Annotated in this window: 13 protein-coding genes and 4 tRNA genes; 5 read left to right on the top strand and 12 right to left on the bottom strand. The window is 55.8% G+C overall.

Features of this window, described 5'->3' with window-relative positions; genetic code table 11:
• Window positions 1–14 precede the first annotated feature (14 nt).
• Window positions 15–218, bottom strand: coding sequence for a lipoprotein (locus tag FHW74_RS21525; protein WP_183172342.1), 204 nt, complete (start codon window positions 216–218; stop codon window positions 15–17).
• Window positions 219–403: 185 nt separating this feature from the next.
• On the opposite strand from FHW74_RS21525, the gene cyaY reads away from it, so the two are divergent.
• Entirely contained in the window at window positions 404–724 is a 321-nt protein-coding gene (gene cyaY / locus FHW74_RS21520; protein ID WP_183172341.1) for an iron donor protein CyaY, read from the top strand.
• Here the strand turns inward: cyaY and cyaA are convergent, their stop codons facing one another.
• Window positions 725–3,271 (bottom strand): class I adenylate cyclase, encoded by a 2,547-nt coding sequence (gene cyaA / locus FHW74_RS21515; protein ID WP_183172340.1) that lies wholly within the window; start codon window positions 3,269–3,271, stop codon window positions 725–727.
• Window positions 3,272–3,554: 283 nt separating this feature from the next.
• Here cyaA and hemC point away from each other — a divergent pair, with 283 nt between their 5' ends.
• Genes hemC through hemY form a run of 4 tightly spaced genes read left to right on the top strand, consistent with a single transcriptional unit; the run spans window position 3,555 to window position 7,626 of the window.
• A complete protein-coding gene (gene hemC, locus FHW74_RS21510; RefSeq protein WP_183172339.1) occupies window positions 3,555–4,496 on the top strand; it encodes a hydroxymethylbilane synthase in 942 nt (313 codons plus the stop codon).
• On the top strand, window positions 4,493–5,230 hold the full coding sequence (hemD, locus tag FHW74_RS21505; RefSeq protein WP_183172338.1) for a uroporphyrinogen-III synthase: 738 nt from the start codon (window positions 4,493–4,495) through the stop codon (window positions 5,228–5,230). Before hemC ends, hemD begins: the two co-directional genes overlap by 4 nt.
• A 21-nt stretch (window positions 5,231–5,251) precedes the next feature.
• Window positions 5,252–6,430 carry a uroporphyrinogen-III C-methyltransferase gene (gene hemX, locus FHW74_RS21500; RefSeq protein ID WP_183172337.1) on the top strand — a complete coding sequence of 393 codons (1,179 nt, stop codon included), beginning with the start codon at window positions 5,252–5,254 and terminating at the stop codon, window positions 6,428–6,430.
• On the top strand, window positions 6,430–7,626 hold the full coding sequence (hemY, locus tag FHW74_RS21495; protein WP_183172336.1) for a protoheme IX biogenesis protein HemY: 1,197 nt from the start codon (window positions 6,430–6,432) through the stop codon (window positions 7,624–7,626). Before hemX ends, hemY begins: the two co-directional genes overlap by 1 nt.
• Before the next feature lie 580 nt (window positions 7,627–8,206).
• Here hemY and FHW74_RS21490 read toward each other — a convergent pair.
• The 10 genes from FHW74_RS21490 to rffA form a co-directional block, all read right to left on the bottom strand.
• Window positions 8,207–8,283: transfer RNA gene (locus FHW74_RS21490), tRNA-Pro, on the bottom strand.
• Between the two features lie 38 nt (window positions 8,284–8,321).
• Window positions 8,322–8,408, bottom strand: a tRNA-Leu gene (locus FHW74_RS21485).
• Between the two features lie 15 nt (window positions 8,409–8,423).
• Window positions 8,424–8,499, bottom strand: a tRNA-His gene (locus FHW74_RS21480).
• 56 nt (window positions 8,500–8,555) lie between these two features.
• Window positions 8,556–8,632 (bottom strand) — tRNA-Arg (locus FHW74_RS21475).
• 102 nt (window positions 8,633–8,734) lie between these two features.
• The gene (locus FHW74_RS21470) at window positions 8,735–10,120 is read right to left on the bottom strand and encodes an amino acid permease (protein WP_183172335.1); all 1,386 of its coding nucleotides are present in this window, start codon (window positions 10,118–10,120) and stop codon (window positions 8,735–8,737) included.
• Window positions 10,121–10,352: 232 nt separating this feature from the next.
• Window positions 10,353–11,093 (bottom strand): lipopolysaccharide N-acetylmannosaminouronosyltransferase, encoded by a 741-nt coding sequence (gene wecG / locus FHW74_RS21465; protein WP_183172334.1) that lies wholly within the window; start codon window positions 11,091–11,093, stop codon window positions 10,353–10,355.
• 8 nt (window positions 11,094–11,101) lie between these two features.
• Window positions 11,102–12,463 carry an ECA oligosaccharide polymerase gene (gene wzyE / locus FHW74_RS21460; RefSeq protein WP_183172333.1) on the bottom strand — a complete coding sequence of 454 codons (1,362 nt, stop codon included), beginning with the start codon at window positions 12,461–12,463 and terminating at the stop codon, window positions 11,102–11,104.
• Window positions 12,460–13,536 carry a TDP-N-acetylfucosamine:lipid II N-acetylfucosaminyltransferase gene (locus FHW74_RS21455; RefSeq protein WP_183172332.1) on the bottom strand — a complete coding sequence of 359 codons (1,077 nt, stop codon included), beginning with the start codon at window positions 13,534–13,536 and terminating at the stop codon, window positions 12,460–12,462. Before FHW74_RS21455 ends, wzyE begins: the two co-directional genes overlap by 4 nt.
• Window positions 13,533–14,783: a lipid III flippase WzxE gene (wzxE, locus tag FHW74_RS21450; RefSeq protein WP_183172331.1), complete on the bottom strand. Its 1,251-nt coding sequence runs from the start codon at window positions 14,781–14,783 to the stop codon at window positions 13,533–13,535. Before wzxE ends, FHW74_RS21455 begins: the two co-directional genes overlap by 4 nt.
• A 1-nt stretch (window position 14,784) precedes the next feature.
• A complete protein-coding gene (gene rffA, locus FHW74_RS21445; RefSeq protein ID WP_183172330.1) occupies window positions 14,785–15,915 on the bottom strand; it encodes a dTDP-4-amino-4,6-dideoxygalactose transaminase in 1,131 nt (376 codons plus the stop codon).
• Window position 15,916: the final 1 nt, after the last annotated feature.

Genomic DNA, 15,916 nt, shown 5'->3' with positions numbered 1-15,916 from the left:
CAAATCGTTATCGATCAGTAAATCACCTGAGTCGGCTGATCGTTCTGGCCGCGATCGTTACGGTCAGGGTTGGTGGATTGGGTATTATCCTGCACCGGACGCGTCGGCGGCGGGGCTTTTTTATCTGCAGGCGGGAAGTAAAGAGGCCCTTTCAGACCGCATCCCGTAAGGCTTGCAAACGCCAGCACCACGGCCAGGGAGCAAAAAATTTTCTTCATCATGAATGCCTGTAGTTATCGATATAACGTTAATGCTTTGCTTTCTATCATCGCAGGAGAAGCCGCAAAAGCAAGAGTTTGCCGCCGTCAATCTCCTGTTGTGGGTAAAACGCCCGCGGCGGCAAGGTTTCTATTCAGATCCAGAGCTTTTATACTTTCGCCAACACTCACAACAGGAAGCAAACATGAACGACAGTGAATTTCATCGCCTTGCCGATGGCCTGTGGCAGACCATCGAAGAACGTATCGACGATTATGACGGTGAAACCGATATCGACTGTGAAATCAACGGCGGCGTGCTGACCTTAAGCTTTGAAAACGGCAGCAAAATCATCATTAACCGCCAGGAGCCGCTGCATCAGGTGTGGCTGGCGACCAAACAGGGCGGCTACCATTTCGATTTACGTGACGATGAGTGGGTGTGCGATCGTACCGGCGAGAAATTCTGGACGCTGCTGGAAAACGCCTGCACTCAACAAGCAGGCGAAGCCGTCAGCTTTCGCTGATTACGACTGATACTGCTGCAACAACGGCGTGGCGTCGTCCTGACGGGGCGGCGCAACATTCGTGATCGCCTGGCTGCGATACGGGATCACCTGATTGCGGCCATCGATATTCACAATCTGGTAAAACTGCGGCAGGTTGAAGTTGATAAAGCTGGAGCCGTAGGTAAAGCGGTCGTGGGATGACGAGTAGAAGCGGCTGACGTCGCGTACCAGCTCTTCAATGCTGCCTTCACAATGGTGGTAAACCTCGGCGCGGTTGCTCTCGTCAAGAATGTAGATATTAAAGCCGCTGTCGTCTTTGGTGTTCTCAAAGAAAAACTGAATAATCCCTTCGCTGGCGTAGCCATCCACTACCGCCGGCAGTTTCACCTGGTTGGTTTCAACCTGTACCGACAGGCCATGCAGTTTGTTATGGGAAATCGCGCCGTAGAATTCGATGGCGTTCTCCAGCTTCTGCACTGACACGTTCACGCGCTCAAAGAACAGACCCCAGGTCTGCCCGGCTACGCGCAACGCTTTAAAGCGGCCCGGTTCGAGACGGGTGCTGGACAAGCGGAATTCAATACATTCAGAGACTAACTGCTGTACGCGGGTGCGGATCAGGCCGCGCAGATGTTGGCTGTAGCAGAACACTTCAACGCTGTCCGGCGGCGCGGCATCCTGGTGCATTTTACCGAGAATGGTTTTCAACGCCTCGATCATCGCCTGCTCGCCGTTGAAATGCAGCGTACGCACTTCGTTCCAGGAGTTGCGGTACAGCAGGTCGATACTGCCGATCAGGCATTTTTGCTCTTCGCCGAAGCTCAGCACATCCAGCTTTCTGAAATCGAAATGCACCACCTGATTGCGGAAGGCCGCGGTCGGGTCATATTCGAGGTTGACGATAATCGCCAGATGGCGAATTTCGCACGGGCTGTAGAGCGCTTTCGGCGTTGGCGCAGGCAAACGCAGCGGGAAATGGCTGGAAACATCCGCCACCATCTCCTGCAGTTTCGCCAGGTCACAAATACCGTTGCCCTTAATAAACAGGCGGGTACGCGAGGTGAGCAGGCCGTTAAACCAGGCCCAGGCCACCAGCTTATTAAGATAACGGTTATATTCCAGCGGTTGATGGCTGATGATCGACTCCATGTTCGGCGCACGGTTGTAGAGATACCAGCCGCTGCGGTTGGCGCGGCCCTGCGGAACATGAATGAACGTCAGCGTCGGCTCGGAGAGATCCGGCGAAATTTGCGGGTTCACCAGGGTGACTTTACCCGGCAGCGCCTCGAAAGCCGCATACAGTTTGCGGGTCAACACGCCGATATCCTGCGGGCTTGCCGAAACGCTCAGGTTATTGCGGCGCGCAAAGCGGATCAGATTGCGGTAGCTCTGCATCATGGCGTCGAGCAGTTCGTTATGCGCTTCGCGCACCTGGTCGATTTTCCAGTTGGCGCGGTTATCGAGCATGGTTAAACGCGCCTCGTCCCAGCCCCAGCTTTTCACCATCTGGCTGATAACTTCACGACGCCACCCCACGCAGGCGCGCTCGCGCGAGAGTTTCTCGCACACTTTGAGATAGAAGCAGCGGCGCACCAGGTCCAGACGGGCGGTGTCTTCAATCTGCTCCAGATATTCCGTCACGCGCTCCAGCATCATGCAGTAAGAGTCGAGACCGAACGAGACGATTTCACCGTCGTGCAGGCGCTGTTTGATGTCCTTCGCCAGCAGGCGCGGATTGGGGTATTCCCAGGAGTACGCTTCCAGCAGCAGCGTTTTCAATACCGCTTTGTACGGTGAGTCGATGCTTTTATACAGCTGCCACAGGCTGGCACCGAAATACTCTTCCGCCGACAGCGAACTCAGGCCGCCGAGGTCGAGCCATTCGTTAGGTGTCAGCACGCCCTGGGCGTAGAGCGTCATCACGTAATCGTCGTAATGCTCTTCTTCTTCGCACGGCACCATATTCCACAGGATGCGTTTCCCGGCAAGGCGTACTGCGGTGCGATAGAACTCATCCAGTAGCAGGATGTGCTGGGTCGAGCCGCAGTCTTCGCCGCCCAGGCTGCCGCTTTCATTGTGGCGGAAGCGGTTTTCGTCGATCAGGAAGAAACTGACCTCGACGCCCAGCGACGCGGCCCAGCTTTCCAGCAGGCTGCATTTACGTTGCAGTAGCTGGCGCTCTCCGCTATCAAGCCAGGACTGGTGGCAAACCCAGATATCAAGGTCGGATGAACAGCTCTGGCCGACGGACGAGGTGCTGCCCATGGTGTAGACGCCGGTGATCGGCAATTCGCCCTGAGGCGTTTCACGTGGGATCAGGCCGCGCTTCAGCTCAAGCTCGTTCAGGTAGTGGCGTTGGGTTTCATCAGGCGTGTAAAGGCAGATGCCACGGGGAACGTTACCATCAAGGTAACCCGGCATCAGCGGGTGGTGATAGTGTAGCAATGTCGGCAGCAGACTGTAGACCTGTTGGAAAGCAGGCCCCATGGCAGCAAGAGCGCGATCCACGCGCAATTGATTGATGGCATCCAGTCTCTGTTTTAGGGTCTCAATATAGAGGTACAAGACATATCGCCTGATGATTGCACTATTTCGAAAAACTGCCGCGTTTGTCGCCTTTATCGTTTTAGCCATACAGGCTGACATTCGGCTTAAAACGTGATCAATTTAACACCTTGCGGGTTGACCGTAAAGGAAGTTGCGCTACATATCCATTGTAGCATTGAAAGCCCGCTTCGGAGTCTTAGAACAAGACGTATATCCCTCTTTCCTGCTAAAACCCGTTAAAACTGACACTGTTCTGGTTACAATGTTAGGATGGTAAATGGACGAATTAACGGTAACAAGCATGTTAGACAATGTACTCAGAATTGCCACCCGCCAAAGCCCGCTCGCACTCTGGCAAGCACATTATGTCAAAAACCGTCTGGAGACTTTTCATCCCGGATTAACGGTGGAACTGGTGCCGATGGTGACTAAAGGCGACATCATCCTTGATACCCCGCTGGCGAAAGTGGGCGGTAAAGGGCTGTTCGTCAAAGAGCTGGAGCTGGCCCTGCTTGAAGGCCGTGCTGATATCGCCGTGCATTCCATGAAAGACGTGCCGGTGGAGTTCCCGGAAGGACTGGGCCTGGTGACCATTTGCGAGCGTGAAGATCCGCGCGACGCGTTTGTCTCCAACCGTTTCGCCAGCCTCGACGATATGCCGGCGGGCAGCGTCGTTGGTACCTCCAGCCTGCGCCGCCAGTGCCAAATCGCCGAACGCCGTCCTGATTTAGAAATCCGCTCGCTACGTGGCAATGTCGGCACCCGTCTGAGCAAACTCGATAACGGCGATTACGACGCAATCATTCTCGCCGTTGCCGGGCTGAAGCGCCTGGATCTTGAAGCGCGCATCGGTTATGCGATCCCTGCTGATGTCTCCCTACCCGCCGTGGGCCAGGGTGCGGTGGGTATTGAATGCCGTCTTGATGATGAGCGCACCCGTGCTTTGCTGGCACCATTGAACCATACCGAAACCGCGATCCGCGTCAGCGCCGAACGCGCCATGAATACCCGCCTGGAAGGGGGTTGCCAGGTGCCGATCGGCAGCTATGCGGAGATCAATAATGGCGAGCTCTGGCTGCGGGCGCTGGTCGGCGCGCCGGATGGATCCCAGGTGATCCGCGGCGAACGCCGTGGCCCGGCGCAGGATGCGGAAAAAATGGGCGTCTCGCTGGCGGAAGAGCTGCTGGAAAATGGCGCACGCGCTATTCTGGCGGAAGTCTATAACGGAGACGCGCCGGCATGAATATCCTGGTGACCCGTCCCTCCCCCGCGGGAGAAGAACTGGTAAGCCGCTTGCGCGCGCAGGGAAAGGTCGCCTGGAGTTTACCGCTGATCGAGTTTTCTCCCGGACGCGAGCTGTCGGCTCTGCCGGATCTGCTGGCGTCCCTGTCGCCTGACGATCTCCTGTTCGCCCTTTCACAACACGCCGTATCGCATGCGGCGGCTACGCTGCGACAGCACCATCGCGCATGGCCGCAAGTACAGGCTTTTGCCATTGGTCGCACCACGGCGCTTGCGCTGCATACCGCCAGCGGGCTCACGGTTAATTATCCGCGTGACCGGGAAATCAGCGAAGTGTTGCTACAATTACCAGAATTACAAAACGTTGCAGGCAAGCGCGCGGTACTGTTGCGCGGCAACGGCGGGCGCGAATTGATCGGCGAAACGCTGGCAAAACGCGGCGTCAGCGTGACGTTTTGTGAATGTTATCAACGTAATGACAAATACTATGATGGGACGGAAGAAGCGCACCGCTGGCAGCAGCGCGGCGTGGATACGCTGGTGGTAACCAGCGGAGAAATGCTCAAGCGCCTGTTTACGCTGATCCCGCCCTGGTATCAAACAAACTGGTTACTTCGTTGCCGACTGATTGTCGTCAGCGAACGTTTGGCGACCCTCGCCCGGGAACTGGGCTGGCTGGACATTACCGTCGCCGATAATGCTGACAACGATGCGCTGCTGCGCGTGTTGCAATAACTCTCATAATGGGAAGCCATAATGACGGAACAACAAAACGCCTCAACTGTGCCTGAAGAAAACAGGGATACGGTGGAAATCACCTCCCCGCCTCAACAACCCGAGAAAAAAGACCGTAAAATCAATACCGCGCTGGCCTTAAGCGCGGTGGCAATCGCCATTGCGCTGGCCGCGGGCGTAGGGCTATATAGCTGGGGCAAACATCAGTCCGCTAACCAGGCTGCCACGCTTGAAGCACTGGAAGGCCAGCTGACTGCGCTGCAACAGCAGCAGCAATCCCAGAAAACCGATCTGGAAAACACCATTAAACAGCAGGCAGGCGCGCTGGATGCGGCGAAACGCGAGCAGGAAAACCTGACCCGCCAGCTGGATGAAGTGCAGCAAAAAGTTGCCACCATCTCCGGAACCGACGCCAAAACCTGGCTGCTGGCGCAATCGGATTTCCTGGTGAAACTGGCTGGCCGCAAACTGTGGAGCGATCAGGATGTCACCACCGCCGCCGCGCTGCTGAAAAGTGCCGATGCCAGCCTCGCGGATATGAACGATCCGAGCCTGATTACCGCCCGTCGCGCCATTACCGATGATATCGCCACCCTGTCTGCGGTGTCGCAGGTGGATTATGACGGCATCATCCTGAAGCTGAACCAACTGGCTAATCAGGTCGATAATCTGCGCCTGGCGGATAACGACAATGATTCCGCGCCCATGGATAGCGACGGTACCGAGCTTTCCAGCACCGTGACCGAATGGCGTCAAAACCTGGTGAAGAGCTGGCATAACTTTATGGACAGCTTCATTACTATTCGCCGCCGCGATGACACCGCTGTTCCGCTGCTGGCGCCCAATCAGGATATCTACCTGCGCGAGAACATCCGTTCGCGGCTGTTAGTGGCTGCGCAGGCGGTACCGCGCCATCAGAATGAAACTTACAAGCAATCGCTGGATAACGTATCGACCTGGGTGCGCGCCTATTACGACACTGACGACGCCACCACTAAAGGCTTTCTTGATACGCTGGATGCGTTAAGCCAGCAAAACATCACCATGGATGTGCCGGAGACCCTGCAAAGCCAGCCGATTCTGGAAAAACTGATGCAGACCCGGGTGCGTAATCTGCTGGCGCAGCCTGCCGCCGTATCGCCAGATGCCGCCCCTGGCGAAGCGCCTGCGGCACCTGAACCGGCACAGGGAGAACAGTGATGGTAAAAGTACTGTTGCTTTTCCTGCTGCTGATGGCAGGGATCGTCGTGGGGCCGATGATCGCCGGTCACCAGGGCTATGTCTTGATCCAGACCGACAACTGGAACATCGAAACCAGCGTCACCGGGTTAGCGATCATTTTGATCCTGGCGCTGGTAGTGCTGTTTGCGATCGAGTGGATCCTGCGACGACTGTTCCGCACCGGCGCACGCACCCGCGGCTGGTTCCTGGGCCGTAAACGCAATCGCGCCCGTAAGCAAACCAGCCAGGCCTTGTTGAAACTGGCGGAAGGCGACTATCAGCAGGTTGAAAAGCTGATGTCGAAAAACGCCGACCATGCCGAACAGCCGGTGGTGAACTACTTGCTGGCGGCGGAAGCGGCGCAGCAGCGCGGCGATGAGATTCGCGCCAATCAGCACCTGGAGCGCGCGGCGGAACTGGCCGACGGCGATCAAATCCCGGTAGAGATCACCCGGGTACGGTTGCAACTGGCGCGTAATGAAAATCACGCGGCGCGTCACGGCGTTGACAGGCTGCTGGAAGTGACCCCACGTCATCCGGAAGTGCTGCGCCTGGCGGAGCAAGCCTATGTGCGCACCGGCGCGTGGAATTCGTTGCTGGATATCCTGCCGTCGATGCACAAAGCGCAGGTAGCGGACGACGCTCATCGCGATGCGCTACAGCAGCAGGCGTGGATCGGGCTGATGGATCAGGCGCGCGCCGAACAGGGCAGCGACGGTCTGAAAGCATGGTGGCAAAACCAAAGCCGTAAGACGCGTCAACAAACCGCGCTTCAGGTGGCGATGGCAGAGCATCTTATCGAATGTGACGATCACGATACCGCTCAGACCATCATTCTGGATGGCCTGAAACGTCAGTACGATGAGCGCCTGGTGATGCTGATGCCGCGCCTGAAAACCGGCAATCCGGAACAGCTTGAAAAAGCGCTGCGCCAGCAAATTAAAACCCAGGGCGATCGCCCGTTATTGTGGAGTACCCTGGGCCAGTTGCTGATGAAGCATGGCGAATGGCAGGAAGCGAGCATCGCGTTTCGCGCGGCGTTAAAACAGCGGCCTGATGCGTTTGACTACGCCAGGCTCGCCGATGTGCTGGACAGACTGCATCAGCCGGAAGAAGCCGCGCAAATGCGCCGCGACGGCCTGATGCTGACGCTGCAAAACAATCCTCCGCAGTAACCCTCCTCTATCGCCTTCTCAGACGGGAAGGCGATTTCTTTTCTACATCGCTTTAAAGCGCAGATAAAAAAACACCTGCCAGTTGGCAGGTGTTAAAGAGGTCTGTGACAACAAAGAGGTGCTTCACTCAACGTTATGTCCATGGTGTTTGATGAGGCGTTAGCGACATCTCTCGGTGGACGATAAGCACCGTTAAACGGCTCTGCATCATTCCTGGGTTTATGAAGCCTGCGGCGAACATAAGAGATGGAATGAGCATCTACGCAAATATTATTGCACATTCTGTGCCAGGTACGCAGCGTTAAATGTTCCGAAAACAGGCGCTATTATTCAGCGAGTTAGCTGCATGAAAACAACCGTCACAGGACTAAGAATGTGATCTGAACGCGGTTTATCTGTCGCCAGTCAGAGACATTACGGCGCTGATATTGCCTTTATTTTATTTTTCAATGAATTAGGTGTCGCATATTAACGACAAGCACAGCGTTTATCGTTGCTATTCTGCGACAGTGATGGATAAGCATAAGAAAATTGAAGGGAAACAGAAAAGAAAAAACCCCGCCGAAGCGGGGTTCTAAATTGGTCGGCGAGAGAGGATTCGAACCTCCGACCCACTGGTCCCAAACCAGTTGCGCTACCAAGCTGCGCTACTCGCCGAATTACTGCTTTTTTGAATTTTTAGTTCAATTCAGTTGTGGTGCGAAGAGAGGGACTTGAACCCTCACGTCCGTTAAGACACTAACACCTGAAGCTAGCGCGTCTACCAATTCCGCCACCTTCGCATCGCCACTAAATAATGGGGTGGCTAATGGGACTCGAACCCACGACAACTGGAATCACAATCCAGGGCTCTACCAACTGAGCTATAGCCACCACTGCAAATCTTTACGCGCTTTGTTCTACTTCACCGCTCAAGCGCCTCATTTAAATGGCGCGCCCGACAGGATTCGAACCTGAGACCTCTGCCTCCGGAGGGCAGCGCTCTATCCAGCTGAGCTACGGGCGCGTAGCGCCGTTGCGGAGGGGGATACTACGGACTTCGCGCCCTGCTGTCTAGTGCTTTTTTTAAGAAAATGCGCGTTTGGTTATGCTTTGCGCACTTTGTCGCTTATCTCTCCACTTTAGGCAGTGAATTGTGTCGATTGAAGCCGAATAACGTGTACACCGCCGATACCAGCGCCAGGAATAGCGCCCCGACAATCAGGGACATGCGAGTATCTTCATTGAATCCCATGCCGATAAGCACGCAAATCAGGAACGTCATCGTCAAATAGTTCGCCCACGGGAAAAGCATTGAGCGGAAAGGATGGCTCGCCAGCGCCTGGCGATGCACCTGGCGAAAGCGCAGCTGGCTAATCAGGATCACAAACCACGGCACCATGCCCGGCAATACGCTGGCGCTATAGACATAAACAAACACGCGCTGCGGATTCGGGATGATGTAGTTCAGGCAGGAGCCAATCAGCAGGATAGCGATAGAAATCGCCACGCCGACGACCGGAACGCCGTTTTTCGAGACTTTACCTACCATCGATGGCAACTGGCGGTTATTGGCCAGGGCGTAAAGCATACGTCCACAGCTATACATGCCGCTGTTGCAGCCCGAGAGCGCCGCCGTGAGTACCACAAAGTTAATGATGCCCGCTGCGGCGGTAATACCGATTTTGGCGAAGGTCAGGACAAAGGGGCTGCCGTTGCTGCCAATTTGATCCCATGGAAACAGCGTGACGATAACGAAAATCGCGCCCACATAGAAAATCAAAATACGCCACAGCACTTTGCTGACGGCGCTACGTAACGTGACCTGGGGATTTTTCGCTTCACCGGCGGTAATGCCGATCAGCTCCACGCCCTGGTATGACGCTACCACAATGCACAGCGCGGTTAAGAAGCCCTTCCAGCCGCCCGCAAAGAATCCACCGTGTTCCGTCAGATTCGAGAAGCCGACCGCCTGGCCACTGTTGCCGAAGCCAAAGAAAATCACGCCCAGGCCAATTACGATCATCACGATAATGGTGGTGACTTTAATCATGGCGAACCAGAACTCGATTTCACCGTACAACCGCACCGCCGCCAGATTTGCCAGCGCCACCAGCCCGACTGCGATTAACGCCGGTATCCACTGGGCCATCTCCGGGAACCAGAACTGGACGTAAACCCCAATCGCGGTGATTTCCGATATCCCCACCGCCATCCACATAAACCAGTACGACCAGGCCGTCAGATAACCAAAGAACGGGCTCATGTAGCGGTGCGCGTAGACGGCGAACGAACCGGTTACCGGCTCCAGAAACAGCATTTCGCCCATAGAGCGCATGATAAAAAAGACAAACAGGCCAGCGATAATGTACGCCAGCAGTACCGATGGGCCCGCCCACTTCAGGGTACTCGCCGCGCCCATAAACAAGCCAACGCCAATCGTGCCCCCGAGGGCGATAAGTTCGATATGTCGAGACTCCAGCCCGCGCTGAAGCTCTGGTTTTTTCTCTGCCATAAATCCTCTGTGTTGTGATGTGTTGCTCCGGCTGCGCCGGTTATTGTTATGGGTCATGCCATAGGGTTAATCGCCACCCACCCTCACGGACGTGAAGATCAGGCGCTAAAACCCGCGCATGGTTTCCTAAATTTTCCAAAATGGCAAATGACAGATTAAAAAAATGTTGAGAAGTAGAAAAAAATCTTGAGGAAGTGGCAGCACGGCGGAGGGAAGTTCCGCCGTGGAGAGGTTATAACTTGCCGGTGTAATGCCAGGCGAGATAGCGCAGTAAACGGAGCTGGCGGGTAATACGGCTGGGCTGGGAGAGCAGACGGTATAGCCACTCCAGCCCCAGACGCTGCCACGCTTTCGGCGCGCGCTTCACATGGCCGGTGAAAACGTCATAGGTGCCGCCGACGCCCATATACAGCGCATCCGGAAACACCTTTCGGCAGTCGCGCATGAAAATTTCCTGGCGTGGCGAGCCCATCGCCACCGTGATGATTTTCGCGCCGCTGTCGCGGATCCGTTCAAACAGCGCCTGACGCGCTTCCGGGGGGAAATAGCCATCCTGTGCGCCGACCACGTTGACCTGCCACCGCTGCCGCAGTTGGCTGACCGTTTCGTTCAGCACATGGGGTTTTCCACCGACCAGAAACACCGGAGTCCCCTCCTGCCCGGCACGCGCCATTAAAGCTTCCCACAGGTCTGCCCCCGCCACGCGGGATATCTGCGCCTGAGGATATTTTCTGCGTACCGAACGCACGACGCTGATGCCATCCGCGTACTTGTACTCTGCCGCCTCAATCAGCGCCCTGACCTCTGTATCGTCGTTGATGGTGAGCATCTTCTCGGCGTTGATGGCCACCAGCGTCCCATATTTAAGCTGTCCATGCGCATAGAGATAATTGAGGGCATGTTGTTTATCACGCCAACCGAGCAAATTCAGCCCACGCAAGTTATAACGCGGCGCATTATTGTCGTCAGTCATCTGCTTCCTTATCCGAGATTGTGACCAGGCGGAAAACGCCCTGATAGTGAACGGACCCTGCCACGAATCAACCCGGCACTTTCCAACATCCAGTACAGTAATTTGGCGATCAGCAAACAGGCGCCGAATATCACCATAAAAAACACCACGCGTGAAACAAACGAATCGAGGCCTTCACGAGCCAGCACAATCATATTAAAGATGGCCCCAAAGCAGAAACTCTGCAAAATCGCGGCCTTGTAGCGATTGGTTTCGCTAATACCGTGCTGATAAAGCCAGTCAAACCATTTGATAATCAGCCCGACCACCACCGCGCCCAGCGGAATAAACCACACGCCGCCCATCACCACCAGCGAACCGATCAGCGTCGGCGAAATGGCCAGCCCGGAGTGGTTGTTCAACACTTCCCAGGTAAAGTAGTTCGCCGAGTTGAGCACGATACCGGGTCTGTCTGGCCATAGCCAGGTAGGAATAAAGACATAAAAATCGCGCGCGATGGGCGCAAGCCCCTGGAAATCAATGTTGTCGTAGTTTTGTAGCAGCAGCGCCAGGTTCTCCCACGGCGAGAAGGTGTCGCGGGTCAGGTAGAGAAAGGTGTAAAACGCTTCATCACCGCGGACATCCAGCCCATAGCGCTTGAGGGCCAGCCAGAACATCCCGACGATGCCCATCGCCCCTGCCGCCGCCAGCATCCACAGGGATATCCAGCCGCGAATAATGCCGATAAACAAAAAGATCGCGAAGGCGATAATGATATTGGCGCGCGTTCCGCCGACGATGGCGTAGGTCAGCAAACCGAACCCCACGGTCACCACGAGGAAAAATAGCCACGCCTGGACGCTCTGACGCAGGAAGTAGATCACCAGCATCGCCGGGATAAAAAAGTAGAAGAAGCGCTTCAGGGCCACGCCGGAGACTTCGCTGGAAAATATCTGGCTGTAGGCGTGCAGGCGAAACAGCAAAAAGCCGTTGTGCATAAAGAAGATGCCCACACTAACCAGCGCGATCGCCATCAGCAGCATCCACGTCAACTGCGCCTCAACGCGATTTACCGAGAACAACTGGCGCGCGCGCCCATTGCCCTGCGGCCTGAGCCGCGTTTTATAGGTCACATAATAGATGCCATAGAAACACGCGGCAGCGAGCTGCGCCTGTAGCAGCACCTCCGCGGGCACCACGGCGACGTCAAAGCGAAACACCAGTAAGGCGGTAAACGGAAAGCCGAAAAAAAAGGTCAGCAGGAACAGCAGCGAGAAGAAGATATTGAAATTAAACCGCACCCGGCGGAATTCAAACCAGGTGGTGGTGGTAATAAACAGCGTCGCCAACAGCCAGACGATAAACAGGCCGCTAAACTGCAAAAGGCTCATGATGCTTCTCCCGCCGCCACGCGTAACGCCTGATGCCAGCCAGTAATATAGCCGGGCCGGAAGAAGGCGATGGTTGTTTTATCCACCAGGGCGAGCTGACGCTGCGCTTCGCGAATGACCGTTTCGTTAAGTATATCGTCGGTGAACAAAACCGGCAGATGCTGCTCCGTCATATCTTGCCAGAACGGGTTTTGACGGCTCAGCACACAGGGGATTCCGGCCTGAATCAACAGGCACAGCGTGCCGATACCCTGCTGGCGAGCAAAGATAAAATAGCCCAGATCGCAGCGACGCAGCAGGGCGAGATAATCGTCAAACGCCATCTGCTCACGCAGAATGTGCAGATGGTCAGCGCTGAACAGCGACGCCCCGGCCTGCTCGACTTCCGCAATGTAGGCCTGATTGTTAGCCGGATACCCCATCGGCACAATCACGTCTACGTTATCGCCAAACTGCTGGTGCACCGCCTTCAGCGCCGCAATGTGCTCATTACTCCTGTCGCCGGAGTTTCCTACCAGAATGGTCAATTTACCCGTCGCGGGCGCCTTTTCCAACGTGTTGAGCGCCGGGTCCATACGGGTAGGGAAGTAGAGCAGCGAACCCGGCACCGCAGGATTACGCTGATGAAAGTAATTCAGGTCGCCGCGTGTGGCAAATACGTGTCCCACGCGCTTGTGCGCCAGCCGGCGCAGGAAATAAAACAGCCGAAACTTGAGGCTGCGCGACGCCTGGTACAGATCGGCCCCCCAGATATGCCAGCTCACCTGCGAAGATTTTAGCCCGCCGGTCAACAAGGCTATCCACAGCGGCGCATTAAACTGCCCGTGGAAGAAAAAACGCTGCGCGCGATCGCTACGCGCCAGCGCGATAACCGCAGCGCTGAGCGCTTTTTTAGTGGGATAACGCGTAATTTCCAGCGCGGGATACTGGCTTTGCAATGACGCATCCTGCGAAACCACCATAAAGCGCCGGGCGAGTGGCCCCAGCGGCGCTAATTCATCATTGAAAAAGCGCAGGACGGTTTGGTTATGGTGGGGAATATCCGACCCCAGAATATGAATTAACGGGTTCATGCTTTCCTGCGCCAGAGTAAAAATACGCCGCAACATAAGGTGAAATAAACGATATACGTGGCCATGTATGCCTGTGCCGCCCCCAGCGCGCCGTGGGCAGGGATAAGCCAGCGGGAGAACCCGGTCAGCAGTGCAAACTGGCTGAGCTCCGCCAGGATATAAAAGCGCAGCGACGCTTTAGCGATAACCAGATAACCAAAAACGTAAGCGCCCACTTTCAGCACATCGCCCACCAGTTGCCAGGCAAACAGATCGCGCATTGCGCTAAATTTTGCCGAGAACAGCAGCCAGATAGCGACGTCGCGTAACAGCCAGACCGATAAGCTCGCCGCGGCCACCGCCGGAAGCACAAACTTCAGCGAACGCACCACCTCACGGGTGATGTCTTGTTTGGCGGTTAGCCGCGACAGGGTGGGCAGCAGCCAGACGCTGAACGTGGCGGTAATGAATTGCAGATAGGCATCGGAGATGGTGCTCACGCCTTGCCAGATGCCGACTTCATCCCAGCTGTACTGCGTCGCCATCAGGTTGCGCATCATCACATAGGCTACGGGCAGCGTAACCGACGTGATTAACGCCATCAGGGTAAACTTCGACAGCTGTCTGGCGAGAGGGCTGTTCCAGCGTGGTTTCAGATAACCCAAGGGCACATGCTCACGCTGTTTCAGCATCCACAACGCCGGGAAAACCACCAGCGCAGGCACCAGCGCCAATCCCAGCAAAGCGCCTTCGTAGCCGCCGAGGCGATAACACAGATACCAGGCTGCAACGCCAGTGATACTGCCGATAATCAGCGAGAGCGCATTACCGCGCGCATCGCGAAAGCCTTTCAGGATTGCCAGCGTCAGGTTGGCCCAGGCGATCCCCATCTGGATAAAGGCCACCATTCGCACCACGCTCTGGTAGCGATCATGCCCAAACAAACCCATGCTGATGGGCTGAGCAGCCAGCAAAAAAATGATTGCCAAGAGCGTGGAAAACCCTAACACCATCGCCGACGACGTGCCGGTCACCTGCCTTAGCTGTTCAGCATCGTCATGATGCTGGGCCACCAGCTTAGTGACGCCATTAAAAATCCCGGCACCCGCCAGAACGCCTAATACAGTGATGAGCTGACGAAAGTTTCCTGCCTGCCCGACCCCTTCCGGGCCGAACGCCACCGCCAGCAGTTTGATCACCAGCAAACCGGCAGCAATCTTGATAAGCGTGGACGCTGCCGTCCACACTGAGGCTTTTGCAAGAGACATATCAGGCGAAGTAACTTAGCAGCGAATTGATAACCGTACGCTGGTTGAAAGGTGCCAGATTGTAGAACAGCGGCAACCGCAGCAGGCGTTCACTTTCGCGGGTGGTGTAGCGGTCTTCACCAAAGAATTCGCCAAATTTCTCGCCTGCCGGGCAACTGTGCAGCGGGATGTAATGGAAGACCGCCAGGATCTCCGCTTCTTTCAGCCAGGCGATCAGATTGCTGCGATCGTCGATATCGCGCAGTTTGATATAAAACATATGCGCATTATGGCCGCAGGAGTCCGGGATGAAAGGCAACTCAATACGCCCCGCGCGCGCCAGCGGTTCAAGCGCGTCATAATAGGTTTGCCACAGCGTTAGGCGCTGCTGGTTGATGCGATCCGCCGCCTCCAGTTGCGCCCACAAATAGGCCGCCTGCAGATCTGACATCAAATAGCTGGAGCCGATATCCCGCCAGGTGTATTTATCGACCTGGCCCCGGAAGAACTGGCTACGGTTGGTGCCTTTCTCGCGAATGATCTCCGCACGTTCAATCAGCTTCGGATCGTTAATCAGCGTCGCGCCGCCTTCGCCGCCGGCGGTGTAGTTTTTGGTTTCATGGAAACTAAAACAGCCGATATGACCGATGGTGCCTAACGCGCTGCCTTTATAGGTGGACATCACTCCCTGCGCCGCGTCTTCCACCACGAACAGATTATGCTTTTTCGCGATCGTCATAATCGCGTCCATCTCACAGGCCACGCCTGCATAATGTACCGGCACGATCGCGCGGGTTTTATCGGTTATCGCCGCTTCAATTAGCGTTTCGTCGATGTTCATGGTGTCGGGACGCAGATCGACAAAGACGATTTTCGCGCCGCGCAGCACAAAGGCGTTGGCGGTGGAAACGAAGGTATAGCTCGGCATGATGACTTCATCGCCGGGCTGGATATCCAGCAGTAGCGCCGCCATCTCCAGCGATGCGGTGCAGGATGGCGTAAGCAGCACTTTGCCGCTGCCGAAGCGCTGTTCGAACCATTGCTGGCAGCGGCGGGTAAAGCCGCCGTCGCCACACAATTTTCCACTGCCCATCGCAGACTGCATGTAGTCAATTTCCGTTCCAACCACGGGCGGAGCATTAAATGGGATCATC

Origin of the sequence: Atlantibacter sp. RC6, from assembly GCF_014193285.1 — a bacterium.
GTDB lineage: Bacteria > Pseudomonadota > Gammaproteobacteria > Enterobacterales > Enterobacteriaceae > Atlantibacter.
Note: the sequence above shows the minus strand (reverse complement) of the source record. Positions and strands in the feature narration are given on the sequence as shown.